At 37.9% G+C, this 16,423-nt stretch carries 14 protein-coding genes; 7 read left to right on the top strand and 7 right to left on the bottom strand.

What is annotated here, in order from left to right; translation table 11 throughout:
- The first annotated feature begins 38 nt into the window (after window positions 1-38).
- Both FEDK69T_RS15830 and FEDK69T_RS07260 read left to right on the top strand, forming a co-directional pair.
- Complete coding sequence (locus tag FEDK69T_RS15830) at window positions 39-182, top strand: hypothetical protein (protein WP_023573499.1); 144 nt, start codon at window positions 39-41, stop codon at window positions 180-182.
- A gap of 119 nt (window positions 183-301) precedes the next feature.
- A complete protein-coding gene (locus FEDK69T_RS07260) occupies window positions 302-2,749 on the top strand; it encodes a hypothetical protein (protein ID WP_023573498.1) in 2,448 nt (815 codons plus the stop codon).
- A 356-nt stretch (window positions 2,750-3,105) separates the two neighbouring features.
- On the opposite strand, the gene FEDK69T_RS07255 is transcribed toward FEDK69T_RS07260, so the two are convergent.
- The 7 genes from FEDK69T_RS07255 to xrtF form a co-directional block, all read right to left on the bottom strand.
- Window positions 3,106-3,444, bottom strand: a complete 339-nt coding sequence (locus FEDK69T_RS07255; RefSeq protein WP_023573497.1) for a heavy-metal-associated domain-containing protein — start codon at window positions 3,442-3,444, stop codon at window positions 3,106-3,108.
- A gap of 27 nt (window positions 3,445-3,471) precedes the next feature.
- Window positions 3,472-5,718 carry a TonB-dependent receptor gene (locus FEDK69T_RS07250; RefSeq protein WP_035630031.1) on the bottom strand — a complete coding sequence of 749 codons (2,247 nt, stop codon included), beginning with the start codon at window positions 5,716-5,718 and terminating at the stop codon, window positions 3,472-3,474.
- Between the two features lie 62 nt (window positions 5,719-5,780).
- Window positions 5,781-6,215 (bottom strand): HYC_CC_PP family protein, encoded by a 435-nt coding sequence (locus FEDK69T_RS07245; protein ID WP_035630146.1) that lies wholly within the window; start codon window positions 6,213-6,215, stop codon window positions 5,781-5,783.
- Between the two features lie 58 nt (window positions 6,216-6,273).
- Window positions 6,274-7,632, bottom strand: a complete 1,359-nt coding sequence (locus FEDK69T_RS07240) for an MBL fold metallo-hydrolase RNA specificity domain-containing protein (RefSeq protein ID WP_023573495.1) — start codon at window positions 7,630-7,632, stop codon at window positions 6,274-6,276.
- Window positions 7,633-7,635: 3 nt separating this feature from the next.
- On the bottom strand, window positions 7,636-8,493 hold the full coding sequence (locus FEDK69T_RS07235; protein ID WP_023573494.1) for a restriction endonuclease: 858 nt from the start codon (window positions 8,491-8,493) through the stop codon (window positions 7,636-7,638).
- A gap of 34 nt (window positions 8,494-8,527) precedes the next feature.
- Entirely contained in the window at window positions 8,528-8,971 is a 444-nt protein-coding gene (locus tag FEDK69T_RS07230) for an exosortase F system-associated membrane protein (RefSeq protein WP_035630033.1), read from the bottom strand.
- Window positions 8,946-9,503: an exosortase family protein XrtF gene (xrtF, locus tag FEDK69T_RS07225; RefSeq protein WP_035630148.1), complete on the bottom strand. Its 558-nt coding sequence runs from the start codon at window positions 9,501-9,503 to the stop codon at window positions 8,946-8,948. The genes FEDK69T_RS07230 and xrtF overlap by 26 nt, the downstream gene beginning before the upstream one ends.
- Window positions 9,504-9,574: 71 nt before the next feature.
- Here xrtF and FEDK69T_RS07220 point away from each other — a divergent pair, with 71 nt between their 5' ends.
- The 5 genes from FEDK69T_RS07220 (at window position 9,575) to FEDK69T_RS07200 (ending at window position 16,411) form a co-directional block, all read left to right on the top strand.
- Window positions 9,575-10,030, top strand: a complete 456-nt coding sequence (locus FEDK69T_RS07220; RefSeq protein WP_023573492.1) for a GAF domain-containing protein — start codon at window positions 9,575-9,577, stop codon at window positions 10,028-10,030.
- Between the two features lie 103 nt (window positions 10,031-10,133).
- Entirely contained in the window at window positions 10,134-10,403 is a 270-nt protein-coding gene (gene rpsO / locus FEDK69T_RS07215; protein ID WP_023573491.1) for a 30S ribosomal protein S15, read from the top strand.
- A 148-nt stretch (window positions 10,404-10,551) separates the two neighbouring features.
- Window positions 10,552-12,702 (top strand): polyribonucleotide nucleotidyltransferase, encoded by a 2,151-nt coding sequence (locus FEDK69T_RS07210; RefSeq protein ID WP_023573490.1) that lies wholly within the window; start codon window positions 10,552-10,554, stop codon window positions 12,700-12,702.
- Between the two features lie 178 nt (window positions 12,703-12,880).
- Entirely contained in the window at window positions 12,881-13,633 is a 753-nt protein-coding gene (locus tag FEDK69T_RS07205) for a hypothetical protein (RefSeq protein WP_023573489.1), read from the top strand.
- A gap of 3 nt (window positions 13,634-13,636) precedes the next feature.
- On the top strand, window positions 13,637-16,411 hold the full coding sequence (locus tag FEDK69T_RS07200) for a TonB-dependent receptor (RefSeq protein ID WP_023573488.1): 2,775 nt from the start codon (window positions 13,637-13,639) through the stop codon (window positions 16,409-16,411).
- Window positions 16,412-16,423 lie beyond the last annotated feature (12 nt).

Genomic DNA, 16,423 nt, shown 5'->3' with positions numbered 1-16,423 from the left:
CGTCGCCTGAGCATTCATTACCGAAAACGGATTTGAATATGGATTCAGCTTGTATGGCTCCGGATTGGTTGACGTGTTTGGTAAACGCTGTTTCAGTTGCCGGAATGATCCCAACTAAAGAATACACGTTAGTAGAAATCAAAGAAGAAAACGCCGAAGGCGGAATGCCAGGTATGATGTAATCCATTAAAAAATATCTTTTATGAAACACTGTCTGGATTTTTATTCAGGCAGTTTTTATTTGCTTTTAAAGATAAAACTTACATGAAATTTATATATTAGTAAGATAAAACCCATAGTAATGAAATTTTTAAAAATAATTCCGCTGTTTTTAACCCTTGCATTTCAAAACCTAACCTTTTCTCAGGCTGAAATCGGTCAAAGCAATGAAAAAACAAGTAGTGTACTTTCAGAGTATTTCAAACTGGACAGGGAGAACATTCATCTTCATCTGAACAAAAATGTATTTCTACCTAATGATGAAATCTGGTTCAAGGGCTACATCATAGAAAAAAAAAGCAAAAAAGGGTATTCACCCACGTCAAATGTCAACATTGCCCTTCTTGACGAAAAAGGAACCAAACTAAAAACCTATTTGTTTTATGCCGAAAACAGCACTTTTGAAGGAAACATCAAACTTGATAAAAATACAACCACAGGCATCTATTACCTTCAGGTGTATACCAACTATATGAATAATTTCGCGGAAGATGAATCATCGGTTTTTGAGTTTAAAATTATTAATCCTAATGATGGAAAAACAATACCAAACACCAAAACACTTGACATCAACACCTTAACTACAGAATTTTTCCCGGAAAGCAATGTATTTCTGGTAGGAACATCAAATACGATTGCCATAAAAATAACCGATTGCAACGGAAAGGGTTTAAGCATAACGGATGGAGAAATAAAAGATTCTAAAGGAGTTACGGTTACAAATTTCAGGACTAATGAATTGGGCTACGGTAAATTTGAAATTTTACAGACCAAAAATGAATTATACAAAGCCATCTTTAAAATTGACGATAGTAAAACCGAAAAGAGTTTACCAATGCCTACAGCAAAAGGCATAACGTTTTCAGTTAACAATTACACTTTTGAAGACAAAACCACATTGAAGATAAAAACTAACGCTCGCAGTCTCGACGAATATAAGAACGAAACCTTGACGCTTGTTACCCAGCAGGACAACTACAACTCCTTAACCCCTTTTACACTCAAAGAAAACAGCACAGAACAATTATTTATTTTGTCAAATGAAAATTTCAAACCCGGAATCAATGTGCTTTATTTAATCGATAAAAACCAGAAAAAAATTGCCGAAAGAATACTCTACAAGCCTTCCAATCTTGATCAAAATATTACTCTTAAAGTACTTAGAAAACAAAACGACTCAATTATCATTAGCGGAACAAGCACACTACCGATGGCAACGCTTAGCGTTTCTGTTTTACCAACCGACACCAAAACTTTAACCAGTAAGAAAACCATCTGCGATTCCTTTGTACTTGACAACCAGCTCAGTGAAAAAACTCCCAATGAAAGTTATTTCCTGACGAATTTTTCAAAGAGGAAACATTATGAACTCGACACATATCTTATATGTCAGAAATCAAAATACAATTGGGAAACCATGCTAACTTCTTCTCCTAAGAACAAATTTGATTTTGACAGCGGATTAACCCTCAAAGGGACCATCAATATTCCCGTTAAGGATAAGAATTACAAGGTTCAAATGAAATCAATACTATCCGGACTGAATGAATTTTCGGAACTCAATGAGAAAAATGAGTTTTATTTTAAAAACATTTTGGTTTCGGATTCAACCCTGATACATTTTTCCCTTTTGAACAAAAAAAACCAACGTATCGAGCTAAAATCAACTGCTCAGGTTTTAAACAACAACCGAACTTTCATCAAGCCCTTTAAAACAACCAAAAGCAATTGCCTGGAAACAAAATCAAACAACACTGAAAGTCCAAACTTTCACTTTCCGAAAATTGCAAAAGCCATTCAACTGGATACCATCTCAATCGGAACCAAGGAGAAAAAAATTAAACTTACAAACCAGAAAAAGTATCATAATTCCATGGCAAAAGGCTATAAAATTACAGAGGCAGATGACACCAGAGACGTCCTGCAGTTTATAGCGGCTAGTGGTTATGATGTTTCCATCGGAAAACCAGCAATCGTCGACAGTCTTGCATTGGCAAAGGAAGCAGCTAAAGGCAACCTTACTTCCGCCCAAGGACTCACCGTAACAATCCTCAGCAGGCGACCATCCTCCTTTTTAGCAACTAGAGCCCCTCTTATTTACATAGACGACACACCTATTACTGATTTTAGCTGGTTATTGAACTACAGTTTAAGCAGGGTTGATGAGATTTACGTCAACAAAAATGGTTACGGAGAGGGCATGGAGGCTCATAACGGTGTAATCCGTATTTATACCAAAAAAACATTTAGTAAAAATATAGGGCCAAGAATCAATTCACAATCGTTCCTGGTTAAAAATGGTTTTGAAAAACTTAAACGATTTACTAACCCAAAATATACCAGCTACAACGACGAAGGGTTCGTAGATTTTGGAACAATTCACTGGGAGCCAAATGTAGAAACTGATGAAAATGGAATTTTCAAATTTTCATTCCCTAATTACTACCAAAAAACAGCAAAGGTAGTCATTGAGGGCATAGCCTCAGACGGACAGATAATCTCTGAAACAAAAATTATCGAAATCCCATAAAAAACAAAGCCGTTCAGAAATCCTGAACGGCTTTTTAATTTTTAAAACTAACTCAACCTTTTAATTAAAACAAACCTAATATCATGTTACCACAGTCCTTTTTGAACAATTTGACTGGCTAACCCTCTATTAAATCCCTTCATAATAAAAATTCATTGCTTCATTTAATCGGTTCTAATAGATATGTTAAACATACACATAAGCTACTAACGTAGTTATTTCAATTAAATTGTGTTCACCTGAGCATATAAAATAATATCTGTTAAAAACATCGAAAACTTATTATCTTATGAAAGTCATATTTTGTTTTAATAAAAAAGCCGACTTGTAATTCAGCCGGCTTTTATTTTATTCTATTATCTATCATATTGACAGCAGGTATGAAGATCATTATATGAATCTTCAGGCGCTTTTACATCTTTAGTATCGTGTCCTGCTTTGGCTACAGATTTTTCAACATCTTCCAAAGAACATTTCTGTTCGTTGTATACCAAATGTAAAACCTGATCGTCTGAATGCCAAACCGCCGACTTAACCCCAGCAACGGAATAAGCTGCTTTTTCGATACGTTTTTTACACATATCACAATTCCCTTTCACTTCTACATCTGCTTTAGCGCTTTTGTTCTTTTTGTCTTGTGCCTGCGCTGTAAATCCGAAAAAGGAAACCAGCAGTATTACAATAATATTTTTCATAAAAATTTAAGTTTATCTGTTTATTGTTTATTTAACTTTAAATCGGATTCCGGCATAATACATCTGTCCGAAAACCGGCGCGTATATCATTGAACTGTCAAAATACGGGCCAAAAGGATCGTCAGCACCTAAAATAGCATTTTTTTGTTTATAATTTCCAATATTTTCACCGCCCACGTACATCTCAAACACACTGGAGAAAGTTCGTGTTACCTGAACATTCATTACCGAAAACGGATTTGAATACGGATTCAGTTTGTATGGTTCCGGATTGGTTGACGTATTTGGCAAACGCTGTTTTCCCATCCAATTATAGGTAAAATCAAATTTCCACTGTTGCCCTTTTTCCCTGATGTGTGTTTCATAGGCCAAATTAGTAAAGAAACGATGTTTTGCCTGTAACGGGCGCTCCAATGTTCCTGTCAGATAGTCGGTTTGAATGTCATAAAACTTATAGGCAGTACGAACTGAGAAATGAGTCATTAAATCCACATTGAAATCAATTTGCAGACTGTTAGCATACGATTTCCCATCTAAATTATGAAAAACCACTGCTTGCGGACTATAATCGACATCCACTATGGCCTGATTTTGGAAATCCGTTCTATAGTAATCCAACGTCACTTCTGCTTTTTTACCAAGCAGCTGAAACCCTTGTGTAAAGCTAACTCCGTAATTCCACGCAATTTCGGGATCCAAACCATAGATATTTCCATTTGCATTGATAACCGAAAACGCCCTTGAACTCGCAAAAAGGTTTTGGTTTTCAGCAAAAATATTAGCACTGCGTTTTCCTCTTCCCGCTGATGCACGCAACACGGCTTTTTCCCAAGGATTGTATCGTACATGGACTCTTGGCGTAAAAAACACCCCTAAACGATTATGCATGTCCACACGGCCTCCCGCAACGAAACTGAAATTGTCAGCATTGTCATAGGCATATTCAAAAAACGCGCCCAGGGAATTATCTCTTCGGCTTACATCCATCGGTAATCCTACAGTTACAAATTCGTTGTAATCATCAGATGTAAAATTCAAACCCGTAGCGAATTTATTTAATGTATTACTGATGATGGAATTATAAATCAGATTAGAATAAAAGCTATTCTGTTGAATATTATATTTGTTTAAACCGAAATAGGATTTCTGACTGTGATAGTTAAATGCATTTTGAAAACCGATGCTTTTCCAAGGCGTGTCCGGAAAAACATAACCTATTTTTGAAGAAACGTCCACTTTATCAGTATTGATTTCAGACCCCCAATGGTTAGTTGTTCCTTTGTCAACATCTGGATCAAAAGCAACCTGCCCCGCTTGTTTTTCGTCTCTCATGTAACGGACATTCAGAAAACTCACCCAACCTTTTTCCGGATCGTTATACTGCCAACGGTTCATAATATTAATCTGTTTCCCGAGCGGATTATCCAAAAACCCATCGTCGTTCATATCTTTTTTAGACACACGGGTACTACCATGAACGAAAAGACTGCTGCTTAGTTTATCGGTAAACTTTTTGTTGAAATGCGTATTCAGTTCAAAACGGCTATCGGTAGACCCATAAGCATTCAGGTAAAATGGGATGTCGTTTGCTGGTTTTAACAACTCGGTATTGATTTGTCCCGAAATGCTCTCATACCCATTCACCACGCTCCCCGCTCCTTTTGTAATTTGAATGCTCTCTACCCAAGTACCCGGAACAAACGAAAGTCCGTATGCCTGAGAAGCTCCGCGAACCGAAGGAATATTCTCTTCGGCTATTAGAATGTACGGACTAGTTAAGCCCAACATTTTAATTTGCTTGCTTCCAGAAACGGCATCAGAGAAATTTACATCGATGGACGGATTGGTTTCAAAACTTTCGGAAAGGTTGCAACACGCCGCTTTGAGCAATTCTTTACTGCTCATGGTGGTTACGTTTGCCGTTTTTACATACGACTTTTGAAGAGAATTTCGTTTAGTGGTTACTACAACCTCATCCAGACTTTTGCTCTTACTGGGTTGAAGTTGCACCTTGATCTCTTTTGGCTCATGAGCCATCAGGGAAACACTTTGATATCCCACATAACTCACAGTTATTTCGTGGCTTCCCGGATTCATCGGCAAACTGAAAAAACCTTTTTCATCGGTCGTTGCTCCTTTATCGGTATCTTTCCATATGACGGAAGCCCCGGGCAAAGGATTGTTTTTTTCATCGGTTACGGTTCCCGACACATTTTCCTGAGCTAACGCAATATTGGCTGTCAGCATAAGGAAAATCATAATATATTTATACATGATTTTGATTTTAATGTTTCAATAGAAGTTTACTCCGATTAAATCGGAAAATCTGAAAAACATTAAAATCTGTCGTAGAAAAGATACTGGCAATAGAGTTTGTAGAGTGGCGGCGCATTACTGTCGCAATAAAATGAAGGAGCATCACTTTTCAATTTGATTTCTTCAAAATCAACAGGTACTTCTAACGCTTTCCATCCTTCAACGAAAGTAAAAAACCCTAAATTTAACTGAAAACTTTTTACGATAACCTCATCGGAAAGTGATTTTTTCAAATCAACCTTACTGTTAGAACAACAACTGTCGTGTTCGTTTGTAGAGCCACAACAAGTCTCCTGCTTTTCAATTTTCTTTACTTCGCAAGGCTCCGATTTTTTATAATCCAATGAAATTTCGGCAAGTTCCCCGCCGCAATAATGCACATTAAACGCCAGTCCGACATTGGAAACCAATATCAGCAGCGCTAAAACGAAACTAATATGCTTATTTATTTTCATTTTGTTAAAATCTGACCAAAAGTAACGCTTTTTTTCAATTTCAAAACATAATTTGCTGTTAATTGATTTCAACTATCTGTCCCTGATAAGGAATCTCGCAATTCATTGCGTAACGCGTTTCGATTTTTTCTTTCAGCGTAACCAAGGCTTCCGTTTCACCATGGACCAGAAAAACGGTCTGAGGTTTTTCTTCCAACTCCGACAGCCAATTCAGCAGATCATCCTGATCGCCATGAGCAGAAAGCCCTTCTATTTCAACTATTTTGGCTTCTACAGGATAATATTTCCCATACATTTTAATTTCTTTCTCACCGTCGAGCAATTTTCTTCCGCGGGTTCCTTCTGCCTGATACCCTACAATAATCACGGTGGTTTCAGGACGAATGATATACCGCTCCAGATAACTCAAAACACGGCCGCCTGTAACCATCCCACTCGCGGCAATTATTACTTTGGGCTGATCATCATAAATTGCGGCAATAGTATCTTCATAGTCTGTTATCATGGAAAAAACGGCACACATCTCCTGACATTGGTCTGATCTTAATTTGTGCCATTCCCTGTTATCTTCAAAAATATCTATCACTTTAACCCCCATTGGCGTATCTATTATATAAGGCATCTCCGGAATCTCGCCTGCTTTTTTAAGCTGCCAAATCAAATACATGATCGCCTGGGCACGTTCAACAGCAAAACTTGGAATAACAACATTTCCTCCTTTTTCATAAGCTTCGTTGATAGCCTGCTTCAATTCGTCTTTAGGATCATTATCCGGATGCAGTTTATTACCGTAGGTACTCTCCAAAAAAACATAGTCTGCCTCTTGGGGCTTCACCGGAGCATACATCAGGTCGTCATTATCTCTTCCGATATCTCCTGAAAAAACAAGTCGTTTGCCTTCAATAAATAATTCAATAGAACAGGCACCCAATATGTGTCCGGCTGAAAAATAGCGGGCAGAAATTTCGGCATCCACATCAAAAAAAGTATCCGGTTTAATCACCCTAAAAAAAGGCAGGACTTCTTCGGCCTCCTCAACCGTATACAAAGGTTCGGCTGGATCGTGTTTGGAATAATGCTCCTTGTTGGCCTTTTCCGCTTCTTCTTCCTGAATTTTGGCACTGTCCATCAAAATCAGCCGAGTAATGGCTTTTGTAGGACTAGTACAGAAAATCTTCCCTTCGAAACCCTGTCTGATTAACAGCGGAAGCCAACCGCAATGATCCAAATGCCCGTGGGTAAGCAGTACAAAATCGATGGTTGACGGCAAAATCGGAAGCGGTTCCCAATTGAGTTGACGCACTTCCCTACTCCCTTGAAACATACCGCAGTCAACTAAAATGCGAATCCCTTTTGATTCTATTAAGGTTTTGGAACCGGTTACCGTTCCGGCTGCTCCTAAAAACTGAATTTTCATGGTTTAGTCATTAAAAATAGAACTATTGTCGCCTATGTATTCACACAATTCTGAAGCTTCCCTGATAATGTTTTTAATCCGTTTGTAATTGATGCCAATGTTCGACAACAATTTACTGTTATTGACCAAATCAGAAGCCAAAAGCACATCCTGAATGAGCAGTTTTTCTTTCTCATATTGAGTCAGCGTGGTCAGACAGGTTACCGGGTACAGACCGTTTTCCTCGATTTTATATTTCAGACATTCCTTTACAGGAAAATCCCAGCTGATCAATCTCAGATTAGAACATTCACCGAAATCAATTGCTTCGGAAGTAAAACGATTGTTGGTTATGACCCAGCATTTATTAATGGTATCCTCCTGACTGAAAACCGGATGGGTTTTACCTTTTAAATCGTTGAAACGCGAGAGGATGTACATCGGGATTTTTACGTCGGATTTAATTTCGTTACTACCGTGAAACTTGCATTCGACCATGGCAATGGCATTCCCTTTTTTTACCATTACGTCAATTTCATGGGAAACGCAATTCCCTTCGAGAATCACGTTGGTTTTAGTTTCAAAACCTTCCGTACGGAACAGCAAAGCAACGTATTTCTCAAAAAAGAACCCCGCAGGGCCCAAAGCCTGTACAGCGGTTTTCAAATTATATCTTGCCGCATGAGCTTTCGAAGTTTTTTTTAGCAGTTGAAATGCCATTTTGTAAATCTTACGCGTTGGCATACCATCATAAATCTCTCTTTCGATAATGCTTAGGATATCTTCGATTTTTTCATTTGTGGCACCGGAAAGCATAAGAGAATTGCGGAGTTTCTCCCGATCGAAATATACGATATCGCCGGATTGTTTAACGACCTTCATAACCTAACTCGTTTGTTTAAAGGTACGAATTTTTTTAGAAGTTTTTTTTCTGATAATAAATGGCCGGAAGAAAAACTATCAAAAACAATGGCTGAATTAAAAAGCGTCTGATGTAAAACAAAATCATGAAATCAGTTTTTTCAGAATAATTTAAAAGACCGAAAAACAAAACCATCAGCACTACAAATAAAATGAGATATAAAACAGTTATGAATTTTGTCAGCTGAACATCTTTAAACACAACATAAATCACAGCTAATGAAAGTGCCGAATTCAGAAAATAGCGAAAAAATAAGCCCAAAAACAACAATACAGAATTATATTCCGGCAATTCAGCTCCCTGATAGTCTTCTTTAAAAAAAGCCAGAAAAGGATCGTAAAACAAATTCTGTTCAAATAGGCGAATCATCGCCAAAAGCACAACCAAAACAAGAACCCAAAGGATTTTACCTTTATTTCTCAGCACTTCTTTGAGCATAACCTGAAAATTTCTGAATCCATAAAACCCACAAAACAAAAACTACCGAATAGATAAACAACGGAAAAACAACACCGTGCAGTAAATGCTCATATTGAGGCAGATCGTACAATGCCATAGCTAACAACGCTATCCGAAAAACATTAAGCACATGAATAATCAAACATCCCACAACGATATACAACATCGTCTTGAACCATTTGGAGGAAAAAGCAAATATAAAAGCCGCAAAAAGAATCATTACACTTAAGGCATTACAGCCTTCTACGATACGGGCAACAAATTTTTCTTTGTAGATTAAATTCATGCACGGTTCTGAGACATTCTGTTCCGTTTTCACTTCCTTGCCCAAAAAATGCAAAATGCTTTCAGACTGATGAGCTACCAAACGGGTAAAACCGTCCACTTCGAAACGGGCGGCATCATATTGGCTGAGATATAATCGGTATCCAACGGTCAGCAATGCATAAAGTGCAAAAAACTTTATCAGGAAAATAAAAAAAGGTTTGTATTGCAAAAAGAGATCTTTCACCGAAATGATTTTAACAAAAATATAAAAATAAAAAGAGCGCAATTAAATACTTTTGCTAAAAACCAAAAAACATGACATTTCAGGAATTACAACCCAAAGTTACCGAACTGCTTTCACAAGGCGGCATTTCACGCGATGAGAAATTAAAAAACCTGTGCGGTTTATTAAGCGATACTATCAGCCACTATGACTGGGTAGGTTTTTATTTTGCCGATCACGAAACCAGGACATTGCATCTCGGGCCTTACGTAGGAGCCGAAACCGACCATACCGTCATTCCTTTTGGAAAAGGCATCTGCGGACAAGTTGCCGAATCCAATGCTAACTTTGTCGTTCCTGACGTTAAAGCACAGGATAACTACATTGCCTGCAGCCTTACGGTGAAATCAGAAATTGTGGTACCTCTCTTTGTTCATGGAAAAAACATCGGACAAATTGATATAGACAGTCATGTACTGGATCCTTTCACAAAAGAAGACGAAACTTTTTTAGAATTTGTAAATCAGGAAGTTGCAAAACTTTTTTAAGCATGTTTCGGCAATTTGTTTGTGAGTTTAAAAAATAAAACTAACTTTGCACCCGTATTGAGACTGTCTCAATTTACATAATAATCATTTTAAAAATATTAGCATGTACTTAACTAAAGAAGTTAAATCAGAAATCTTCGCTAAACACGGAGGTGCTGCTGCCAACACTGGTTCTGCAGAAGGTCAAATCGCGTTATTCACATTCAGAATTTCTCACTTGACTGAGCACTTGAAAAAAAATCGTCACGATTTCAACACAGAGCGCTCACTAGTTTTATTAGTAGGTAAAAGAAGAAGTCTTCTTGACTACTTAAAGAAAAAAGATATCAACAGATATCGTGCGATTATCAAAGAATTAAACATCAGAAAATAATCATGAGAAGAGGTGCCTGCGCGCCTCTTTTTGTTTTGTATATTTTAAAAGAAAAAAGTTTGGTTTTTCATTGGGTATTAGACAACTACACACAACAACAACACAACAACTCAACTGACACCCATTGTTTAATTAAGAATTACATTTTATGATTCCTAAAGTATTCCAAGAAATTATCGATTTAGGAGATGGAAGAAGCATCTCAATCGAAACAGGAAAATTAGCAAAACAAGCTGACGGCTCAGTAGTTGTTCGTATGGGCGACGCAATGTTATTAGCTACCGCGGTATCCGCTCGTACCTCCAATCCAGGAGTTGATTTTCTGCCGTTAACAGTAGATTACCGTGAAAAATTTGCTGCCGCAGGTCGTTTCCCAGGCGGTTTCTTCAAAAGAGAAGCTCGTCCGAGCGACAATGAAGTATTAACCATGCGTCTTGTTGACCGTGTGTTACGCCCGCTTTTCCCGGACGATTACCACGCAGAAACGCAGGTAATGATCCAGTTAATGTCACATGATGATAACATCATGCCGGATGCATTGGCCGGTTTGGCGGCTTCTGCAGCATTAGCCGTATCAGACATTCCTTTTTACAATTTGATTTCAGAAGTGCGTGTAGCGCGTATCGACGGTAAATTTGTAATCAATCCGAGCAGAGAAGAATTGGAGCAATCCGACATCGACATGATGATTGGTGCTTCTATGGATTCTGTTGCCATGGTAGAAGGTGAGATGAAAGAAATCTCGGAAGCCGAAATGGTAGAGGCGATCAAATTTGCACACGAAGCCATCAAAGTTCAGATCCAGGCACAAGAGCGTTTAAGAGCCGCTGTTGGAACTCCTGCATACAGAGAATATGAAGGTGAAAAAGAAGACGAAGCAATTTATGCCAAAGTAAAAGCTGCGGCTTACGATAAATGCTATGCAATTGCAAAAGAAGCTTCCGGAAAAAGTGAAAGAAGTGAAAAATTCGCTGCCGTAAAAGAAGAAGTAAAAGCTTTATTTACAGAAGAAGAATTAGCCGAAAACGGAGATTTGGTATCCAAATATTTCTCCAAAACCAACAAAGAAGCGGTTCGTAACGTAATCCTTGAATTGGGCTTACGTTTGGACGGAAGAAAAACAACCGAAATCAGACCTATCTGGTGTGAAACCGATTATTTACCTTCCGTACACGGTTCGGCTTTATTTACCAGAGGAGAAACACAAGCATTGGCTACGGTTACTTTGGGAACTTCCAGAGAAGCCAACATAATTGATTCTCCATCAGAACAAGGTGAAGAGAAATTCTACTTACATTATAACTTCCCTCCGTTCTCAACAGGTGAAGCAAAACCTTTAAGAGGAACTTCACGTAGAGAAGTAGGTCACGGAAACTTGGCACAACGTGCCTTGGTAAACATGATTCCTGCTGATTGTCCTTACACAATCCGTATAGTTTCTGAAGTATTGGAATCCAACGGTTCCTCTTCAATGGCTACAGTTTGTGCAGGAACAATGGCATTAATGGATGCTGGAGTTCAGATGACAAAACCAGTTTCCGGTATTGCTATGGGATTGATCACAGACGGACAGAAATTTGCAGTATTGTCAGATATCTTAGGTGATGAAGATCACTTGGGAGATATGGACTTTAAAGTTACCGGTACTGCTGATGGAATCACCGCTTGCCAGATGGACATCAAAATTGACGGCTTACGTTATGACATCATGGAACAAGCCTTGGATCAGGCTCGTGAAGGACGTTTGCATATTTTAGGTAAAATTACAGAAACGATTGCACAACCAAGACCGGAAGTAAAACCAAAGGCACCAAAAATCATTACCCGTACCATTCCAGGAAACTTCATCGGAGCCCTTATCGGACCTGGCGGAAAAGTTATTCAGGAATTACAAAAAGCTACAGGTACCACTATCGTTATCAACGAAGTGGATGAGCAAGGTGTGGTTGAAATTTTAGGAACAAGCCCTGAAGGTATTGCAGCGGTATTGGCTAAAATCGACTCTATCATTTTCAAACCGGTTCTAGGTGAATCTTACGAAGTGAAAGTAATCAAAATGCTTGATTTCGGAGCGGTTGTTGAATATACGGCTGCACCTGGAAACGAGGTATTGCTTCACGTATCGGAATTAGCTTGGGAGCGCACTGAAAATGTTGCCGACGTAGTTAAAATGGGCGATGTGTTTATGGTAAAATACTTAGGTGTCGATCCAAAAACCAGAAAAGAAAAAGTTTCTAAGAAAGCTTTATTGCCTAGACCTCCGCGTGAAGAGAAAAAAGAAGTTTCTGAAAAAGGTTAATTTTTTTTTTAAATAAAATTAATTCATAGTAAACCCTGCTTCGATTTGAAGCAGGGTTTTTCTTTTGTTATAATAAAACGTAATTTTTAAAAATAAAACCATATTTAACATTTTCAAACCAAATTAATCTTTATTTTGCGTAAGAATTATCCAATGTTTTTTTTTGTAGCAATAAAAGATGAAAACCAAACCCGAAAACTTTTACCTGAAACTTTTACTTTCATTCACAATCATAGCTTTCAACCTGAACCTTATTCAGGGTCAGTCATCAGAAGAAACACTTACCAAATCATTTGACCAAGCAATAGGGAAAGAAAACCTGGACATCAATAACGGAATCATCCACATCAATGAATTTCGAATCTTAAACAACAAACACCGCTATTACCCTAACGACAAATTTGAAATTGGTTCCGCTACTTACAACAGCCAAAACTATTACGACATTCCACTTAAGTATGATATTTACAAAGACATACTGATTTACAGGCCGCAGGAATCGGAAGCCATCAGCATCGAACTCATACACGAAAAGGTAACCGCGTTTAGCATCAACAATAAAAAATTCGTATACCTGAACAACATCTATTTTCCCATGATGCAGATAAAACCAGGTTACTATGAAGAAAATATCTCAGGAAAAAATTTCATTTTTTACATTAAGCACCATCGGAATAAAAGAGAAATCTTAAAAGGATCATCCGTTTTTTATGAGTTTGACAACGATTATGAATACCTCCTCGAAAAAAACGGAACTTTCAATAAAATAAGTTCCAAAAAAGATCTTATCAAACTCTTCCCCGAATACAAAAGAAAAATCAATGATTTTTATTCTTCATCAAAAAAAATACTAAAATCTGACGAACCCCTGTTCTACGAGAAAATGATGACCTATCTGAACAATGAAACAGCAAACAACCCGAGCAACTAACCCATGAAAAAAATCTTTTTTACCATAGTGGTTATGCTGTTACATCAAATAATCACGGCTCAGGTTGAAGAAAAGAAATTCACTTTTAACTTTGAAAACATAACTCTCGAAAAGGCAATCGAATCCATTGAACAGGAATCGGATTATTCCTTTTATTTTGACAAAGACTGGATCAAAAACCATCCGGAACAGATTAACCTTCAACTTTCTAATGCATCATTAGAAACAGTTTTGAATGCTTTATTTCAAAACACAAACCTGAATTTCTACATCTCAGACAAAAAAATAATCCTTACCAGAAACAGTATTATTTACGACAAATTACCTGAGAATTATTTCAACGACGAAAAAAACAAACCACAGAACAACACAATTGTGGTTATCCAAGGCGCGCCGGTTTTCAAAAAAGAACTTGACACTAATGAAAGTGATGACGGCATCAGTGTTATAGGAAAAGAAAATAAAACCCAAAAGGGAAAAACCTTTCAACTCTCCGGTTACGTGAAAGATGCTAAAACGGGAAAGCCGCTTCCTGAGATAATCATCCGCTCCAAAAATACGGAAGCAACAGCAATTACAGATGTGCAGGGATTTTACAACATTACTCTACCGGTTGGCATAAACATTATCGAAACGGAAAACTTTCTTTACAAAAAAGAAACCAGAAAGGTAATACTGTACAATAACGGCAAATTAGACCTGGCAGTTTCTGAAAATATCAATCAACTAAAAGAGGTCATTGTAAAGGGCAAAAAAAGTGAAACCCTTAAAAGTGCCAATACCGGAGTTACTTCTATCGATGTGGAAGGCATGAAAAACATTCCTATGGTTTTGGGAGAAAGGGACCTTTTCAAAGTAGCCACAACAATTCCGGGGATAAAAACAGCCGGAGAAGGTTCGGCAGGATTTAATGTACGTGGTGGAAAAACAGACCAAAACCTGATCCTTCTGGATAATGGAGTTATCTATAACCCTTCACATTTCTTCGGATTCTTTTCGGCCATAAATCCGTTTGCCACCGCAAGTGCAGATATCTACAAAGGAAGCATACCTGCCGAATTTGGCGGACGCCTTTCCTCAGTGTTTGACATAAGAACCAAAAACGGAAACCCAACCAAAATCTCCGGAGAAGGAGGCATTGGCCCTGTCACCGGTAATCTCACCGTAAGCACACCTGTCATTAAAGGAAAATCAAGCCTTCTGGTTGGTGCCAGAGCAACTTATTCGGATTGGATATTAAGAACACTTGACGAAAAATCTCTAGAGAACAGCCAGGCTTCTTTTTATGATGGCGTCCTAAAATACAATCATAAGATAAACGAGAAAAATGATTTAGAAGCGACTGGATATTATAGCCATGATAAGTTCAGCATATCATCCGACTCATTGTACAAATACGACAACCGCTTATTCTCTTTAAAGTGGGGCCACGTTTTTAATGTCAAACACAGAGGATCTTTAATATTCTCAAACAGTCAGTACAAATTCAACATTGAATACAACAAAGAAAACGACCCTACAAAATCGTTTGATTTCGGGTATAAGATCAATGAAAACCACTTTCAGCTTAAATTCGGCTATAATCTGAATAACAACCACAAAATTAGTTACGGTATCAGTTCAAAACTATACCAAATAGAACCAGGTTATTTGAATCCGACGGCTCAGGAAACAGTGCTTGTACCGGTCACCATCGATAAAGAGAAAGGATTAGAATCCGGAATCTACCTTTCTGATTCCTATAAAATTTCAGAAAAGCTGTTGCTCAATGCCGGTTTACGCTATTCGTTTTATGCAGCGCTGGGACCTTCAACGCAAAGAACTTATGAATCCGGCTTACCTATAACCGATGCCACTGCAATCGAAAGCAAACAATACGGAAACAATGAAGTCATAAAAACCTATAACGGTTTCGAACCCAGAATTTCGGCACGTTATTTCATCAGTAAAGACATTTCTGTAAAAGCCAGTTATGACAAAACCTTCCAATATCTGCACTTGCTCTCCAGTAACACCACGCAATCTCCAACCGACACTTGGAAACTATCCGATTTGAATATTGCTCCTCAGAACGCAGATCAGTTTTCTTTGGGATTGTACAAGAATTTTATTGAAGAAGATTGCGAAATAAGCATCGAAGGATACACCAAAAGAACAAACAATCTTTTGGATTACAGAGTTGGTGCCGATCTATTACTGAATGAAAACATTGAAACCGAACTTTTGAAGGGAGAAGGAAAAGCATACGGTATCGAATTTCTGGCGAAAAAGAATTCAGGAAGGCTAAACGGATGGTTGGGCTACACCTATTCTCGCAGCTTTGTTAAACTGGACAGCAAATTTGACAGCGATAAAGTAAACAATGGAGAATATTTTCCTGCCAATTACGACAAACCGCATGATTTGAGTGCTGTTTTAAATTACCGATTCACCAAACGATACAGTGCTTCCGCAAATTTCATTTACCAAACCGGAAGACCGATTACTTATCCTGTTGGAAAATACACTTACGGAAATGCCGAATACACAGTCTACAGCGACCGAAACCAATTCAGGGTTCCTGATTATTACCGTTTGGATTTAGGCGTAAACATTGAAGGAAACCACAAAATAAAAAAACTGGCACACAGTTTTTGGAACATATCCGTTTATAATGTTTTGGGACGAAATAATCCGTATTCCATATTTTTTGTAACCAAAAACGGAGACATAAAAGCATACAAGACCTCCATATTTTCTGTACCGGTTCCTACCATAACCTACAATTTCAAGTTTTAATTTAAAAACAAG

The sequence above is a fragment of the Flavobacterium enshiense DK69 genome (genome assembly GCF_000498495.1).
In the GTDB taxonomy this organism is placed as follows: domain Bacteria; phylum Bacteroidota; class Bacteroidia; order Flavobacteriales; family Flavobacteriaceae; genus Flavobacterium; species Flavobacterium enshiense.
The sequence above is the reverse complement of the archived record's forward strand: the minus strand, read 5'-3'. Positions and strand labels throughout refer to the sequence as shown.